General features: G+C 69.3%; 15 protein-coding genes. 11 read left to right on the top strand and 4 right to left on the bottom strand.

The features are described from left to right. From ACFXHE_RS22810 to ACFXHE_RS22800, 3 genes are all read left to right on the top strand, one after another. Nucleotides 1-1,710, top strand: coding sequence for a serine/threonine-protein kinase (locus tag ACFXHE_RS22810; RefSeq protein ID WP_379385989.1), 1,710 nt, complete (start codon nt 1-3; stop codon nt 1,708-1,710). An 82-nt stretch (nt 1,711-1,792) separates the two neighbouring features. Next, the gene (locus tag ACFXHE_RS22805) at nt 1,793-2,464 is read left to right on the top strand and encodes an HAD family hydrolase (RefSeq protein ID WP_379385988.1); all 672 of its coding nucleotides are present in this window, start codon (nt 1,793-1,795) and stop codon (nt 2,462-2,464) included. 74 nt (nt 2,465-2,538) lie between these two features. Then, nucleotides 2,539-2,910 (top strand): MmcQ/YjbR family DNA-binding protein, encoded by a 372-nt coding sequence (locus ACFXHE_RS22800; protein ID WP_379385986.1) that lies wholly within the window; start codon nt 2,539-2,541, stop codon nt 2,908-2,910. A gap of 47 nt (nt 2,911-2,957) precedes the next feature. Here the strand turns inward: ACFXHE_RS22800 and ACFXHE_RS22795 are convergent, their stop codons facing one another. After that, nucleotides 2,958-4,082, bottom strand: a complete 1,125-nt coding sequence (locus tag ACFXHE_RS22795; protein WP_379385984.1) for an epoxide hydrolase family protein — start codon at nt 4,080-4,082, stop codon at nt 2,958-2,960. A gap of 117 nt (nt 4,083-4,199) precedes the next feature. Between ACFXHE_RS22795 and ACFXHE_RS22790 the strand changes: the two genes are divergently transcribed. After that, nucleotides 4,200-5,195 (top strand): helix-turn-helix transcriptional regulator, encoded by a 996-nt coding sequence (locus ACFXHE_RS22790; RefSeq protein ID WP_379385982.1) that lies wholly within the window; start codon nt 4,200-4,202, stop codon nt 5,193-5,195. Here ACFXHE_RS22790 and ACFXHE_RS22785 read toward each other — a convergent pair. Then, on the bottom strand, nt 5,180-5,950 hold the full coding sequence (locus ACFXHE_RS22785; RefSeq protein WP_379385980.1) for a toprim domain-containing protein: 771 nt from the start codon (nt 5,948-5,950) through the stop codon (nt 5,180-5,182). The two genes, ACFXHE_RS22790 and ACFXHE_RS22785, sit on opposite strands and share 16 nt — an antisense overlap. A 446-nt stretch (nt 5,951-6,396) precedes the next feature. Between ACFXHE_RS22785 and ACFXHE_RS22780 the strand changes: the two genes are divergently transcribed. The 6 genes from ACFXHE_RS22780 (at nt 6,397) to hisG (ending at nt 12,817) form a co-directional block, all read left to right on the top strand. Further along, nucleotides 6,397-7,299: an arpA protein gene (locus ACFXHE_RS22780; RefSeq protein ID WP_379385978.1), complete on the top strand. Its 903-nt coding sequence runs from the start codon at nt 6,397-6,399 to the stop codon at nt 7,297-7,299. Nucleotides 7,300-7,312: 13 nt separating this feature from the next. Continuing rightward, entirely contained in the window at nt 7,313-8,143 is an 831-nt protein-coding gene (locus tag ACFXHE_RS22775; RefSeq protein ID WP_379385976.1) for a class I SAM-dependent methyltransferase, read from the top strand. A 68-nt stretch (nt 8,144-8,211) separates the two neighbouring features. Further along, complete coding sequence (locus ACFXHE_RS22770; RefSeq protein ID WP_379385974.1) at nt 8,212-9,573, top strand: NAD(P)/FAD-dependent oxidoreductase; 1,362 nt, start codon at nt 8,212-8,214, stop codon at nt 9,571-9,573. 189 nt (nt 9,574-9,762) lie between these two features. Beyond that, the gene (locus ACFXHE_RS22765; protein ID WP_379385972.1) at nt 9,763-11,565 is read left to right on the top strand and encodes a choline/carnitine O-acyltransferase; all 1,803 of its coding nucleotides are present in this window, start codon (nt 9,763-9,765) and stop codon (nt 11,563-11,565) included. Between the two features lie 43 nt (nt 11,566-11,608). After that, on the top strand, nt 11,609-11,872 hold the full coding sequence (locus ACFXHE_RS22760; RefSeq protein WP_033085388.1) for a phosphoribosyl-ATP diphosphatase: 264 nt from the start codon (nt 11,609-11,611) through the stop codon (nt 11,870-11,872). Between the two features lie 93 nt (nt 11,873-11,965). Further along, entirely contained in the window at nt 11,966-12,817 is an 852-nt protein-coding gene (gene hisG, locus ACFXHE_RS22755; protein WP_379385970.1) for an ATP phosphoribosyltransferase, read from the top strand. An 11-nt stretch (nt 12,818-12,828) separates the two neighbouring features. Here hisG and ACFXHE_RS22750 read toward each other — a convergent pair whose 3' ends face one another. Then, nucleotides 12,829-13,686, bottom strand: coding sequence for a RecB family exonuclease (locus tag ACFXHE_RS22750; protein ID WP_379385968.1), 858 nt, complete (start codon nt 13,684-13,686; stop codon nt 12,829-12,831). 103 nt (nt 13,687-13,789) lie between these two features. On the opposite strand from ACFXHE_RS22750, the gene ACFXHE_RS22745 reads away from it, so the two are divergent. Continuing rightward, on the top strand, nt 13,790-14,623 hold the full coding sequence (locus ACFXHE_RS22745; RefSeq protein ID WP_379385967.1) for a tRNA (adenine-N1)-methyltransferase: 834 nt from the start codon (nt 13,790-13,792) through the stop codon (nt 14,621-14,623). A gap of 116 nt (nt 14,624-14,739) precedes the next feature. Here the strand turns inward: ACFXHE_RS22745 and ACFXHE_RS22740 are convergent, their stop codons facing one another. Continuing rightward, on the bottom strand, nt 14,740-15,165 hold the full coding sequence (locus ACFXHE_RS22740) for a hypothetical protein (protein ID WP_379385965.1): 426 nt from the start codon (nt 15,163-15,165) through the stop codon (nt 14,740-14,742). Between the last annotated feature and the right edge of the window lie 33 nt (nt 15,166-15,198).

Here is a 15,198-nt window from a genome sequence, read left to right as displayed (position 1 = left end):
ATGAGCGCAGACCGGCTGATTGCGGGGCGGTACCGGCTAACGGATCCGATCGGCACCGGTGCTATGGGGGTCGTGTGGCGCGCGACCGATGTTCGGTTGCGGCGCACGGTCGCGGTCAAGCAATTGCTGCTGACACCGGGGCTGACCCGGTCGCAGGCCGTCGAGGCCAGGATGCGGGCGATGCGTGAGGGGCGCATCGCGGCGCGACTGCATCATCCCAACGCCGTCACCGTGTTCGACGTGGCGGAGGAGGACGGCCAGCCCTGGCTCGTCATGGAATACGTGGACGCCGTCAGCCTGGCGGCGCTCATGCGGGAGAAGGGCAAGCTCGAGCCGGTCGAGGTGGCGCGGATCGGGGCCAAGGTGGCCGAGGCGCTGGCCGCGGCCCACAAGGCCGGGATCGTGCACCGGGATGTCAAGCCCGCCAATATCCTGGTGGCCGACGACGGGACGGTGAAGATCACCGACTTCGGCATCTCGCGGGCCACCGGGGACGTGACCGTCACCTCCACGGGGTTCCTGGCGGGCACGCCCGCCTACCTGTCGCCGGAGGTGGCGCGGGGCGAGAACCCGGAGCCGACCTCCGACGTGTTCGCCCTGGGCTCAACGCTTTACGCGGCGGTCGAGGGGAAGCCGCCCTTCGGTGAGGGCGACAACCCCCTGGCGGTGCTGCACTCGGTGGCGCGCGCCCAGGTGCCGCCGCCGACCCATGCCGCGGCGCTCGCGCCGGTGCTGATGGACCTGCTCGCGGCCGAGGGCGCGGACCGGCCGACCATGGTGCAGGCGGCGGAACGGCTGCAGGCGGTGGCGGAGGGGCGGGCCCCGGCCGTGCCGATCCAGCAGACCAAGGTGCTGCCCGCGATGAGTGCCGCTGCCGCCGTGGACGGTTCGGCCGCCACAACGGTGATGTCGACCTCGCGCAGCGGCGCGCCCAGCAATGCCACCGACGCCACCGTGCACGTCGACATGGCCCGGGATGTGTCGCCGCCGCGCGGGACGGTGCCGGGCACGCCGCCGCCGGGCACGACCGGGGGAGCGAAAACCGGTGGCGCGGACCGGAATCCGCGGCGGCTGGTGATGGTGGCCGCCGGTGTGGTGGGCGCACTCGTCGTGGCCGTCGTGATCGCCATGTCGGTCAGCCACAACAGCGGTGGCGGCAACCAGCCGCTGGCGAACAACGGCGGCTCGGTCACCTCGGCGGCCTCGCCGATTCCGGCGACCTCCCCGGACAATATGGGCCAGGCCGACGGCGGCAGCCAGCAGCCTGCGCGCAGTGGCGAGGCGGGTGCGGCCACCCACGCCCCGACCACCACGCCCACGCCGACTTCGTCGGTGGCGCCCACCTCCTCGGCCCGGCCGAGCGCGACCACCGTGCCGCCGTCCTCGACGACACCGTTCGGCCCGCCGCCGGCGACCTCGGTGGCCTCGTTCATCCAGGGCTACTACGGCATGCTCCCCGGCAATGTCAGCGGTGCGTGGTCGATGCTGTCGCCCGGCTACCAGTCCTCCACGGGCGGCTACAACGCCTACGCGCAGTTCTGGGGCGGCATCTCGTCGGTGAGCGTGGGCGCGGTCACGCCCAACGGCGACAACCGGGCGGTGGTGGCGCTGACCTACGTGTCCAAGAACGGGCAGGTGTCCACCGAGAACCGGTGGATCCAGGTCGACTCCTCGACCGGGCACCTGATGATCGCGGCCTCGGGCCTGTGATCGGTCCCCGATAGGCTGAACCGGCTCCGCCCCGCGGCGGAGCCGGTTTTTGGTTCAGGTGGTGTGGAAGGAGTTCGAGTCGGTGGCGCGGTTGGACGCGGTGTTGTGGGACATGGACGGAACGCTGCTGGACTCGGAGAAGCTCTGGGACATGGCATTGCGCGAACTGGCCGGCGAGTACGGGCGGAAGCTGACCGATACCGTCCGGCACGCGCTGATCGGCGCGTCCGGCCCGAACGCCTTCCAGATTCTGTTCGAGGGCTTGGGTATCGAGCACACCCCCGAGGCCGTCGCCACGGCCTCGGACTGGATGGAGCGACGGGTCACCGAACTGTTCCACGGCCCGGTGCCCTGGCGTCCCGGCGCGCGTGAGGCGCTGGAAATGGTGCAGGCCGCAGGCATCCCGATGGCCCTGGTCACCAACACCAAGCGGTCGCTGACGGAATACGGCCTGAACACCATCGGCCGCGAGTTCTTCGGCGCCACCGTCTGCGCCGACGAGGTGCCCCACGGCAAGCCAGCCCCGGACGTCTACCTCCGAGCCGCCGAACTCCTCGGCGTCGCACCGGAAAACGCGGTCGCCATCGAGGATTCGCCCACCGGCTCGATCGCCGCCCAGGCAGCCGGCTGCGCGCTCCTGGTGGTGCCGTGCGAGGTCGCGGTCCCGGACGCCCCGGGCCGGACCTTCCGGGAGAGCCTGGTCGGGCTGACCATGACCGACCTCGGCGATCTCGTCCCCGCCGGAATCGGCTGACTCCGAACACCATGACCCCGCCGGGGTTCCCATTCGTCCAAGGCCCCGGGTCGTTCGTCGCCTAGCCTGCGGGTATGGAGAGTGTGCTGGCGTTGCTGCGGGGTGTGTGCACCGGGCTGCCCGAGGTGACCGAGCGGGTCAGTCACGGGGAGCCGTGCTGGTTCGCCGACGGGAAGAAGATGTTCGTGATGTTCGCGGATCATCATCATGACGAGCGGGTCGGATTCTGGTGTGCGGCACCGGCGGGGGTGCAGGAGGAGTTGGTGGCCGCCGAGCCGGAGCGGTTCTTCCGGCCGCCGTATGTGGGGCATCGGGGGTGGCTCGGCGTGTATCTGGATACGGCCGTGGAGTGGGACGAGATCGGGGAGATCGTCGAGGACGCGTATCGGGTGGTGGCGGCGAAACGCCTTGTGGCGGAGCTGGATCGGCGGATGGCGTCCGAGTGACTGAACCGGCCCGGCGGTATTGCCGGGCCGGATCACGTTTTCCGGGGTCAGCGCAGGGAACCGAAGAAGGTCTGGAGGTCGCGGGCCAGGTTGGCGGGGGCCTCCATGGCCGGGAAGTGCAGGCCGCGTTCGAATTCGGTCCAGTGGGCGTCGGCGGGGGCGGGGACGACGCGGCGGACGGTCTCGTCCGCGCCGAAGATGGCGAAGCCCTGCGGGACCGACGGGGGAGCGCCCCATTCGGTGGAGTGGGACTGCTCGTAGAGGGTGTGAGCGGCCGACGCGCCGGAGCCGGTGAACCAGTAGAGGCTGACGGTGGTGAGGAGCTGGTCGCGGTCGATGGGAAGGTCGGTCCACGCCTCGAATTTCTCGGCGATCCAGGCCAATTGGAGCAGGGGGGAGTCGACCAGGCCGTAGCCGATGGTCTGGGGGCGGGAATTCTGGATGGCCAGGTAGCCGGAACCCTCGCGGCGGAAGGAGTCCATCCGGTCCAGGATGACCTTGTCGATCGGGTCGTTGGAGTCCAGGCCGTCGGCCATGCCGGGCAGGAAGGTGGCGACATTGGCGGCGGTGAGCGGGTCGGTGACCACATGGATGCCGGTGACGTGCTCGGGGTCCAGGGCCGCGACCAAGCCCGAGACGCCGCTGCCGACATCGCCGCCGTGCACGCCGTAGCGGTCGTATCCCAGGCGGGCCATGAGCTCGATCCACGCGCGGGCGGCGCGGGCCATGGTCCAGCCGACGGCGCTCAGCGGCGTGGACAGGGTGTAGCCGGGCAGGGACGGGGCGATCACATCGAAGGCCGGGCCCTCGGCCGGGTCGGTGAGCAGGGCGATGAGGCCCATGAACTCGGCGATCGAGCTCGGGAATCCGTGGGTGATCAGCAGCGGCCGGGCATCGGGGCGCTCGGAACGGACGTGCAGGAAGTGGATGTGCTGGCCGTCGATCTCGGTCGTGAACTGGGGGAAGGCATTGAGCTTGGCTTCCTGTGCGCGCCAATCGAATTCGGTGCGCCAATAGTCGGCCAGCTCATGCAGGGCGGTTTCGGGGATGCCGCGCTCCCAGCCGGTGCCGGGCAGCTGGGCGGCCCAGCGGGCGCGGTCCAGGCGGTCGTGCAGATAGTCCAGGTCGGACTGGGGAACGTCGAGGGTGAATGGGCGAATCTCGGTGCTCATCAGGCTGTTCCGTTCACTAGGGAGAACCTCGCCGGAGGCTCTTCATCTTCCGCTGGACACCACGGTATGAACTATCGAGGAACGATTCGTTCCGCAATTCGCGGATACCATCGAGAAATGTTGGAAACCTCCGCCCGCCTGCTGCGGCTGCTGTCGCTGCTGCAATCCCGGCGCGACTGGACCGGGGCCGAACTCGCCACACGGCTCGAGGTCACCCCGCGCACGATCCGCAAGGACATGGATCGGCTGCGCGAACTCGGCTATCCGGTGGAGGCGCGGCCCGGCGTGGACGGGGGATACCGGCTCGGGACCGGTGGCGCGCTGCCGCCGCTGCTGCTCGACGATGACGAGGCCGTCGCGGTGGCCGTCGGATTACGCACCGCCGCAAGCGGTTCGGTCCTCGGCATCGAGGAGACGTCGCTGCGCGCGCTGACGAAACTGCAGCAGATCCTGCCGTCACGGCTGCGGCACCGGGTCAGCGCCTTCCAGAACGCATTGCCGGTTCCGATGCGCGGGCCCCGGGTCGGCGCCGACACGCTGACCGTCATCGCCGCCGCGTGCCGCGACCACGAACGCCTGCGCTTCGACTATCGGACCCATTCGGGCGCATCCTCTCGGCGTGTGGTCGAGCCGTACCGTCTCGTCAACCACCGCCAGCGCTGGTACCTGCTGGCGTGGGACCTCGACCGCGGCGACTGGCGGACCTTCCGCGTCGACCGCGTGGACCCGCGCCCACCGGCCGGACCGCGCTTCACCCCGCGCCCCCTGCCGCCCGACCCCGAGATCGCGTCCTACGTCGAACGTGGAATCGGTTCGGCGACGTGGCATTTCCGTGCCCGCGTGATCGTGCACGCCCCCGCCGCTCACGTCCGGGCCCGCATCCCGATCCCCATCGACATCGAGGAACTCGGCGACAACCGCTGCGCCTTCGAGCCCGGCTCCGACCACCCCGAAATGCTCGCCCTCTACCTGGGTCTGCTGGACGCCGACTTCGACATCGTCGATTCCCCCGATCTGGTCGCCGCCCTGCGCACCCTGATCGACCGCTACCAGCGTGCCGTCACCACCGCCGGCCGAGCGACCGCCCGCGATAGTGCTCACCGCCCGCGATAGTGCTCGTCCAGCACGGGCACCGGATCCAGTTCCGACACCTGATGCCCCGCATTGCAGTGATCGGTGAGATCCTTCCCGTCCCGAGCCTGCACCACCCGCAGCTCATCCACGCAATCGACCAGTGACTCGGCAACTTTCGCCGCATGCCGATACCCCGGCGCATCCCGATCGGCGACCACCCACACCCGATGCGCACCGCGCAGCCATTCGGCATGCTCCCGATGCCACCCGTTCGCCCCGCCCGCATTGCAGGTGGCCGTCAACCCGGCACGCGTGGCAGTGAGAACATCCGCCTCACCCTCGCAGACGACGATGTCACGGCCGTCCTCCACGGCGTCGATCACCTCCGGCAAATGGAACGGAAGCCGCTCGAATCCGCCGTACTCCCAACCGGTTTCGGTCCGCCGCTGCTGATAGAAGCTCTTCACATACCCCTGCCGATGCAGCGTCCGAACCCGGAACACACACCCCGCCGGACTGCCATCCGGCCACCGGTAGATATACGCCGCCACCCGCCGCGACCGTCCGATCGGCGGACCGAAGTCACGCTTGTGCACCGAAAGCGCCAGTCCCGCAGCCAAAATGGCCCGATCCGCCAGCCCCGTCTCCACCGTTCCCCGCGTCAGTGACCCCCGCCGCTCCGCCGGGGCGTCGAACAGGTCCCGCACCCGCAGCCCGAGCTGCTCCAGCACCTCCTCATCCGAACATCCGGCGAAACACCGGACGACCGTCCGCTGCCGCTGCAGGTTGTACACGACCCCCAGCGAAGGCCGATGCCGCCGCCCATCCGCCTCGTGAACCGGACACAGATAGGTAGTCCACTCGGTGCCGCGCCTCCCCGGCCCGGACACCCGATTCAGCGCCCGGTTGATGGTTTCCCACGATCCCTGACTGCCCATCACACCGGTCCTCTCACTACCGGTGTACCCCGTTCAGGAGCGTTGTCAACCGTCATGAATCCGGTTGTAGCGCAACCGGAATCAACCGCCCGATGTCCGCGTCGCCCTGGCGCGGGATGGACTCGCCCGGGCGGTGGATATCGGCTGATCCGGGTGGCGTAGAGTCGCGACGGTCGATGGCGGCCGCCATGAAGCGGACGACCGGTAGCGCATGAAACCTGCTGGGGTGCAGGAATAGTGAGTATTCACAATCGGCGTGGAACTCGGGCGTGTCGGGCGTTCGGGCGGCAAGAATGGGCCGCATGGTTGCGGTCGGGGGTCGGGCAGACTCGTGGGAAGCCGACGTGGCGGCGGCGGGCGGGGTCCTGGTGCCGGGAGTGGATGTCGGGAAGTATCCGCTGGACTCGCCCGGGACTGCGGCGTGGCTGGCGGCGGTGGGCGAGGCGCGGGCCGAGCTGGCTGCGGATGGATGCTGCGTGCTGCGCGGGTTCATCAGGCCCGAGCTGCTGGATACCTTGCGCGGCGAGGGGGTGGCGTTGGCTCCGCACGCGTACTACACCGCGGAGGACGTCAACGCGTACAACATTCCCCTCGATGCCGATCTGCCGCCCGACCATCCGGGGCGGATCGTGCTGCACCGCGGGAACGCGTTCGTGGCAAGGGATCTCATTCCCGCGGACGCGCTGATCCACCGGTTGTACACCGATCGCCGGTTCCAGCGGTTCGTGGCGGACTGCTTCGGCCTGGCCGAGCTGCACGAGTACACCGATCCGCTGGCGGGGTTGTGCCTCAATGTGGTCGCGCCGGGAATGTCGCATCCGTGGCATTTCGATACCAACGAGTTCACCGTCAGCATGCTCACGCAGGAGCCGGAAAACGGTGGGGTGTTCGAGTATTGCCCGAACATCCGGTCGCGGGAGGCGGAGCACCTCGCGGATGTGCGGGCCGTGCTGACGGGGCAGGGGGAGCGGTTCATCCGGCGGCTGGAGTTGCGGCCGGGGGATCTACAGCTGTTCCAGGGGAGATTCTCGTTGCACCGGGTCGCACCCGTAGGCGGGACGGTGCAACGGCATTCGGCGATCTTCGCCTACAGCGACACCCCGGGACTGATCGGCACCGCCGAACGGACCCGGCAGCTGTTCGGGCGGGTACTGCCGGATCATCTGGCCGTCGGTGAGGTCCGCGGCGATCGACTGCTCGACTGAGAGGGAACAGCGCGTGCCGGTTTCGTTACACAGCTCCACCGGAAAAGCCTCGTTCGACCACATCTACGACCGCCCCGATCCACGCGAGTATTACGCGCGCATGGCCGAATTGGATTACCAGATACCGGAATTGGCCAAACCGCATTTCCAGCGGCTACTCGCCGAGTATCGGTCGGCCACCGGCATCGCCTCCCCCGCCGTCCTCGACATCGGCTGCTCCTACGGCGTGAACGCGGCCCTGCTGCGCCTGGACACCACCATGACCGACCTGGCAGGACGGTACCGCGGCCGCGATACCGACGACACCGCCGCGCTCATCGACCGCGACCGGCAGCTGCTGCACACCCACGATCAGCTCCCCGGCGTCCGCTTCATCGGCATGGACGCCTCCCGCCCCGCCCTCGACTACGCCGGCGCCGCCGGCTTCCTCCAGGACGCCGTGCACGCCGACCTGGAGTCGGGCGACCCCACCGAGGCCCAGCGCCGCACCCTCGCCGCCGCGGACCTGGTCATCTCCACCGGCTGCGTCGGCTACATCTCCGAACGCACCCTGCTGCGGGTGGCCCGCGCCCACGGCGGAAAACTGCCCTGGATGGCACATTTCGTGCTGCGTATGTTCTCCTTCGACCCCATCGCCGTCCACCTGGAGACCCTCGGCTATCGCACCGAACGCGCACCCGGCGTGTTCCGTCAGCGGCGCTTCGCCTCACCGGACGAGCAGGCGCGGGTGCTGAACACCCTGGCGGACAGCGGAATCGATCCCGCCGGCGCCGAATCCGACGGGTGGCTCTACGCCCAGCTGTATCTGTCCCGGCCGAAAATCAGCGTCGCGACCGAACACTGATCGCGTCGCACATCGAATTCACATCCCGGATTCACCTGAAAACTCCCCGCGATTGTTACGGTGAATCGGTGGCACCAGCGAAGATCGTAATTATCGGCGGTGGTTTCGCGGGCGTCGAGTGCGCCCGATATCTGGAACGCCGAGTGCGGCCCGACGAGGCGTTCGTCCAGCTCGTCTCGCCGGACGCCGGACTGCTGTATCTTCCGCTGTTGCCGCAGGTCGCCTCCGGCACCCTCAACCCTCGGTCGGTCTCGGTGTCCCTGCGCCGGATCCTGCGCCGCACCGAGGTGGTGCCGGGCATGGCGGTCGGGGTGGACCACGACACCCGGCGCGTGGTGGTGCGCCGATCCACCGGCCGCGAAACTGCTCTCGAGTACGACCATCTCGTCCTGGCTCCGGGCTCCATCACCCGGGTGCTGGACGTGCCCGGGCTGAAGGAACACGGCTTCGGCATGAAGACCCTGCCGGAGGCCATGTACCTGCGCGACCATGTGCTGCGGCAACTGGACGTCGCCGCCCTGCGCGGTGGGCTGGACGGGGACCAGGAGCGGCTCAACTTCGTCACCATCGGCGCGGGCTACGCCGGGACCGAAACCGCCGCGGTCCTGAACAAGGTCTGCCACGCCGCCGCCAAGCGCTTCTTCCCCGAGACCGAACGCGGCATGGTGCGGTGGCACCTGGTCACCCACGGCGACCGCATCATGCCGGAGCTGGGCGAGCGGCTCGGGGCGGAGGCGAAAAGGATTCTGGCCGAACGCGGAATCGAACTCATCTCCGGAGCGTCGGCGGCGGAGGTGACGGCCAACGGGGTGAAACTCACCAATGGGCGATTCATCCCCTCCCGCACCGTGCTGTGGACCGCCGGCGTCACCCCGAGCCCGCTGGCCGGGCACCTCGGCGCGGAAACCGACAAGGGACGCATCATCGCGCACGCCGACCTCTCCGTTCCCGGGCTGGAGGGCGTGTGGGCCATGGGTGACGCCGCCGCGGTGCCTGATTTGACCGACGGCGTCGACAAGGTGTGCGCGCCCACCGCCCAGCACGCCATGCGCCAGGGCCGGCACCTGGGCAAGAACCTGCTGGCGACCCTGCGTGGCGGACGATCCGAACCCTACCGGCATCCCGATCTCGGCATGGTGGTCGACCTCGGTGGCCGCGATGCGCTGGCACGCCCGCTCGGCATCGGATTGCGTGGTGTCCCAGCCCAATTCGTGGCACGCAGCTACCACCTGATGGCGCTGCGCACGGTCGTCGCCCGCGCCCGCGTGGCCTTCGACTGGACCGTGCACGGCCTCAGCGGCGACGACTTCCTGCGCATCGGCTACGGCGACTACCAGACCCACACCATCGGCGGATTCGAGCAGTCCGGGTGCTACCTGCAGACCGACGAGGTGTCGCGGGCGCTGAAGGGGCTCGGCGATCCCGGGTGACTCCGGAACCCGCATGAAAACTATTGTGGCGCAGTAAATCCACATCCGGTCCGGACCGTGTGGTTTCGGGCGAAAGCCTGGCGCTCGGACGGTTTCGATGACAAGAATGGTGCTGTGACCGCCAGGGGGACGGTCACGCGTGTGCAAATGCCAGGTTGCCCCTATCCGACGACCCCACGAGGACACCCCTTGAGCGACAGCACCTTCGCCTTCGACGAGCAGCTGCCCCGCGTCCCGCTGCCCACCCTGGAGGAGAGCTGCACCCGCTTCCTGCACTGGTGCGCGCCTCTGCTGACCTCCGACGAGTACGCCGCCACCGCGGCCGCCGTCGAGGATCTGCTGCGCCCCGACAGCCCCGCCCGCACCCTGCACGCCGATCTGCAGCGGTTCGACGAGACCCCGGGCGTGGGCAGCTGGCTCGACGAGTTCTGGCCCTCCCGCTACCTGGGCCGCCGCGACCGGATCGCGTTGAATGCGAACTTCTTCTTCCTGTTCCGCGACGACACCGCCCTCGCCTCCTCGACCAGCGCCGACCAGAGCGAGCGCGCCGCCGCCCTCATCGCCGCGACCGTCGGCTACAAGCTGCGCCTGGACAAGGAGGAGATCCCGCCCGCCACCCAGCGCGGCACGCGACTCAATATGGCGCAGAACAAGTTCCTGTTCTCCGAGACGCGCATACCGGACGCGCCGCAGGACACCGTGCGGGTGCCCTACAGCGATGCCTGGCCCGGGCCCTCGGACGCCCGCCACATCGTGGTCTTCTACCGCGGCACCATGTTCCGCATGGACGTCATCGGCCCCGGCGGCGTCCCCTACACCCCCGAGGACCTCGCCGACGGCCTGCGCGCCGTCATGAAGGCCGGTGCGCGCCGCGCCGCCACCAACACCTCGCCCGGGCACCTCACCACCCTCGCCCGCGTCGACTGGGCGCCGGTCTACGCGGCCCTGCGGCCCGCCAATGCCGCCGCCTTCGACACCATCGAGACCGCGCTGTTCTGCGTCTGCCTCGAGGACTTCGCGCCGCGCGACACCCTGCACGCCTGCGACCAGCTGCTGCACGGCGACAGCGGCAACCGCTGGTTCGACAAGTCGGTGTCGTTCATCGTCTTCGCCGACGGAGAGGCCGGCATCAATGTCGAGCACTGCGGACTGGACGGCACCACCATCCTGTCCTTCGTCGACACCCTGCTCGAGGCGCCGGTGGGCGACCACGCCGAACAGTCCGGCGCACAGGCACAGGGCCTGCCCGCCATCGAACCCGTCGAGTTCGTCCTCGGCCCGGAATCCAAGACCGAGATCGCCTCCGCCGCTGCGTCTTTCGCGCAGTACGCCGCCGACAACGCCACCACCACGGTGTCGTTCGACTTCGGCACAAACCGCGCCAAGCGACTGGGCATCTCCCCGGACGCCTTCGCGCAGCTGAGCTATCAGCTCGCGCACCGCCGCAGCAAGGGGCTCAACGGCGCCACCTACGAATCCATCGCCACCCGCCAGTTCCGCAACGGCCGCACCGAGGCCATGCGCGTGATCACCCAGGAGATGCTGGATTTCGTTGCCGCCATGGAGGATCCGGCCGTGGACCGGGACCGCAAACTGGTGGCCCTGCGCACCGCCGCCGAGGCACACGTGCGCCGCGCCCAGGAATGCCAGCGCGGCGAGGCCCCCGAACAGCACCTGTGGGAACTGCAGTGGATCCAGCGCCGCCGCGGCGAACAGCTCGGCGCGACGGCCCCGATGGCCTTCTACGACAGTCCCGGCTGGACCATCACCCGCGACGACTACCTGAGCACCAGCTCCGCGCCGTCGGTGAACATCCAGTACTTCGGGTTCGGCTCCACCAGCCCCAAGTGCATCGGCATCGCCTACGTGCTGCTGCCCGACCGCTGGAACCTCTACCTGGCCACGCCCAAGCACGTCGCCCAGCAGATGCACGACTTCGCCGAGCAGCTGCGCGGGGCGGTCACCGAACTCGCCGAACTGCTCACCGTATAACCGATTGCGGGGAGTGTGCGCCCGTCTGAAAGAATCACTCCCCGTGAAATCTTTCGAAGCCCTGTTCGCCGAGCTGCAGGATCGTGCCGCCAACCGCCCCGAGGGGTCGGGCACCGTCGCCGCCCTGGACGCCGGCGTGCATGCGCAGGGCAAGAAGGTGCTCGAGGAAGCCGGCGAGGTCTGGATCGCGGCCGAGTACCAGAGCGATGAGGAACTCTCCGAGGAGATCTCGCAGCTGCTCTACTGGGTGCAGGTGCTGATGGTGGGCCGCGGGCTGCGGCTCGAGGACGTGTACCGACATCTGTGATGCGACGGTGCGCCGCACGAACCGTGCGGCGCACCGTTCCGCTCAGCCTCCCCTGTCGACACGTCTTCCCTCCCCGTTCCGAAAGGACCTCCCATGCTTCGCGTCGCAGTTCCCAACAAGGGCGCACTCTCCGAATCCGCCCTCGCCATCCTGTCCGAGGCGGGCTACCGCAAGCGCACCGACTCCCGTGAGCTGAGCGTGCTGGATCCAGCCAACCAGGTCGAGTTCTACTTCCTGCGGCCCAAGGACATCGCCATCTACGTCGGTTCCGGCGAACTCGACCTCGGCATCACCGGCCGCGACCTGGCCCTGGATTCCGGTGCGCCCGTGCAGGAACGGCTGGCCCTCGGCTTCGGCCGCTCCACCTTCCGCTACGCCGCCCCGGCCGGGCGCGAATGGAAGGTCGAGGACCTCTACGACAAGCGCATCGCCACCTCCTACCCGAACCTGGTGCTGACGGACCTGGCCAGGCACGGCATCGAGGCCGAGGTCATCCGCCTCGACGGCGCGGTCGAGATCTCCATCCAGCTCGGCGTCGCCGACGCCATCGCCGACGTGGTCGGCTCCGGCCGCACCCTGCGCCAGCACAACCTGGTCGCCTTCGGCGAGTCGCTGTGCTCCTCGGAGGGCGTGCTCATCGAGGCCAAGGGCGCCGACCAGCAGGACAAGGCCCGCAATCAGCTCGTCGCCCGCATCCAGGGCGTGGTCTTCGCCCAGCAGTACCTGATGCTGGACTACGACTGCCCCAAGGCGCTGCTCGAGGAGGCGGTCAAGATCACTCCCGGGCTGGAGTCGCCGACCGTGTCGCCGCTCACCGATCCCGACTGGGTCGCGGTGCGCGCGCTGGTGCCGCGCAAGAACGGCAACGAGCTCATGGACCAGCTCGCGGACCTGGGCGCCAAGGCGATCCTGGCCACCGATATCCGGTCCTGCCGCGCCTTCTGATTCCGGTCGGGTCAGGACGGGCCGGATTCCGGCTCGTCCTCGCCGGACGGGAAAGGCGGTGGGGTGCCGCCGAATTCGGGGCATAGTCGCTTGAAATCGCAGTACTCGCACAGCCAGCTCGGGCTGGGCGGGAACTCCCCGGTCTCGGCGGCGGTCACGATGGCGGCCCACAGCGCCGAGAGGATCCGCTCGAAGCGCAGCAGTTCCTCCGGGTCCGGCGCGTAGGTGAGGGTGACACCGTCGGCGAGGTACATCAGCCGCAGTTCCGCCGGGGCCCGGCCCTGGGTGCGCAGCAGGACCAGGGCATAGAACTTCAGCTGGAACAGGGCCCGGGTCTCGTAGGTGAGGCCCGGGGCGCGGCCGGTCTTGTAGTCGATGACGTGCAGTTCCCCGTCGGCCGAGCGGTCGATGCGGTCCACGATGCCGCGCAACGGCGTGCCGTCGGGGAGGTCGGCCTCGATGAAGGTCTCGCACGACTCCGGATCGAAGCCGGACGGATCCTCCAGCCGGAAGTACACGCCCACCAGCTTGCGCACCTCGGCCAGGAACCCGGGCAGCTCGTCGGCCGGAATCAGCGACTCCACCTCGGGCCGCGACTCGCGCACCCCCGTCCACGCGGGTTCGACGAGAGCGGCCGCGGCCTCGGCATCCCGCTCGGTGGCGGGCAGCCCGAACAGTGCCTCCAGCACGGCGTGCACCACCGTGCCGCGCACCGCCGCCCGCGAGGGCGGTTCCGGAATCTGGTCGATGACCCGCAGCCGGTATTTCAACGGGCACTGTTTGAAATCGATTGCGCGCGAGGGGGAAAGGGCGGGGCCACGCGGAGCGAACCGCTCTGTCTCCGGGGTACTGATCACGTCAACCGACATACCTGGCAGGCTAAACGCAGGCACCGACAAGGTGCGGACGAATCCGGCGCAGCACATTCGCGGCGACGCACGACTTCACCACAACCACGCAGAACGGAGATTCATGACGGCCAGACGGACCGGCCCATTCCAGATCGGTGACCGGGTACAGCTGACCGACGCCAAGGGGCGCAAGTTCACGGTGATCCTGGAGGTGGGCAAGGAATTCCACACCCACGCCGGCCACATCAACCACGACGACCTCATCGGCGCCGACGAGGGCTGCGTGGTGAACTCCGCCAAGGGCACCCCCTACCTGGCCCTGCGCCCGCTGCTGACCGACTACGTGCTGTCCATGCCGCGCGGCGCGGCGGTCATCTACCCCAAGGACTCCGCCCAGATCGTCCACGAGGGCGACATGTTCCCCGGCGCGAAGGTCCTGGAGGCCGGCGCCGGCTCGGGCGCGCTGACCTGCTCGCTGCTGCGCGCGGTCGGCCCCGAGGGCAAGGTCATCTCCTGGGAGATCCGCGACGACCACGCCGAGCACGCGGTCAAGAATGTCGAGCGCTTCTTCGGCGAACGCCCCGCCAACTGGGAACTCACCCTCGGTGACGTGGCGGACTACGCCGGCGAACAGGTCGACCGTGTCGTCCTCGACATGCTCAAGCCGTGGGACGCGCTCGAGGCCGTCTCCAAGGCCCTCATCCCCGGTGGCGTCTTCCTCGCCTACGTGGCCACCACGACCCAGCTCTCCGAGGTGGTCGAGGCGCTGCGCCGCCAGGGCTGCTGGACCGAGCCCACCGCCTGGGAATCCATGGTCCGCCCCTGGCACGTGGTCGGCCTCGCGGTGCGCCCCGAACACCGCATGCAGGGCCACACCGCCTTCCTGGTCAAGGCCCGCCGCCTCGCCGACGGCGTCACCGCTCCCAAGCCCCAGCGCCGCCCCTCCAAGGGCTAGCGCGCCGGGAGGATACGTCCCGACGCCGGATGCGGCCTCGAAACGAACGCGCCCCCGCCACGGAACGGCGGGGGCGCGTCGTCGTATGCAGCCGATCGCGAAGCTGTTTCGCCGCGTCAGCAGGGCGCCTTGCCCATGGCCAGGATGGTGCAGCCGGTGTTCTCCGAGAGCTGCCAGCCCGCGTCGGTGTGCTGCCAGCTCATGGGCACGCCAAGCATGGTGCCGTGCGGGGAGACGATGGCGACCGCGGCATTGGCGGTGTCGCCGTTGGCCTGCACGCCCGAGACCGTCCAGCCGATGCTGCCGTAGTTGGCCAGGCCCCGGTTCATCGTCTCGATGTTCGAGGTGCGCGCACCGCCGTTGACCATCAGGTTCGCCTTGTCGGCGGCGGGCACGGCCGGGTCGGTGAAGCGGGTCAGCGTCGACTGCAACTCGTCGGCGGAAGGCGCGGGGGTGTCGGCGCCGGCGAGGGCCGCACCCGAGGTGAGGGCGACGGCGGCCGCGGCGACGGCCAGGGACAGGCGAACGGAACGAGCGAGCATGAACGAACGGGCCTTTCGGGACTCGAGCGGATG

Origin of the sequence: Nocardia sp. NPDC059229 (assembly GCF_042754165.1) — a bacterium.
In the GTDB taxonomy this organism is placed as follows: Bacteria; Actinomycetota; Actinomycetes; order Mycobacteriales; family Mycobacteriaceae; genus Nocardia.
Note: the sequence above shows the minus strand (reverse complement) of the source record. Positions and strands in the feature narration are given on the sequence as shown.

What these genes read in the sequence shown, in the direction of transcription:
- ACFXHE_RS22810 (WP_379385989.1), top strand. Translation starts at nt 1, where the DNA reads ATGAGCGCAGACCGGCTGATTGCGGGGCGGTACCGGCTAACGGATCCG.
- ACFXHE_RS22800 (WP_379385986.1), top strand. Translation starts at nt 2,539, where the DNA reads ATGGAGAGTGTGCTGGCGTTGCTGCGGGGTGTGTGCACCGGGCTGCCC.
- ACFXHE_RS22795 (WP_379385984.1), bottom strand. Translation starts at nt 4,082, where the DNA reads ATGAGCACCGAGATTCGCCCATTCACCCTCGACGTTCCCCAGTCCGAC.
- ACFXHE_RS22790 (WP_379385982.1), top strand. Translation starts at nt 4,200, where the DNA reads ATGTTGGAAACCTCCGCCCGCCTGCTGCGGCTGCTGTCGCTGCTGCAA.
- ACFXHE_RS22780 (WP_379385978.1), top strand. Translation starts at nt 6,397, where the DNA reads ATGGTTGCGGTCGGGGGTCGGGCAGACTCGTGGGAAGCCGACGTGGCG.
- hisG (WP_379385970.1), top strand. Translation starts at nt 11,966, where the DNA reads ATGCTTCGCGTCGCAGTTCCCAACAAGGGCGCACTCTCCGAATCCGCC.
- ACFXHE_RS22750 (WP_379385968.1), bottom strand. Translation starts at nt 13,686, where the DNA reads ATGTCGGTTGACGTGATCAGTACCCCGGAGACAGAGCGGTTCGCTCCG.
- ACFXHE_RS22745 (WP_379385967.1), top strand. Translation starts at nt 13,790, where the DNA reads ATGACGGCCAGACGGACCGGCCCATTCCAGATCGGTGACCGGGTACAG.
- ACFXHE_RS22740 (WP_379385965.1), bottom strand. Translation starts at nt 15,165, where the DNA reads ATGCTCGCTCGTTCCGTTCGCCTGTCCCTGGCCGTCGCCGCGGCCGCC.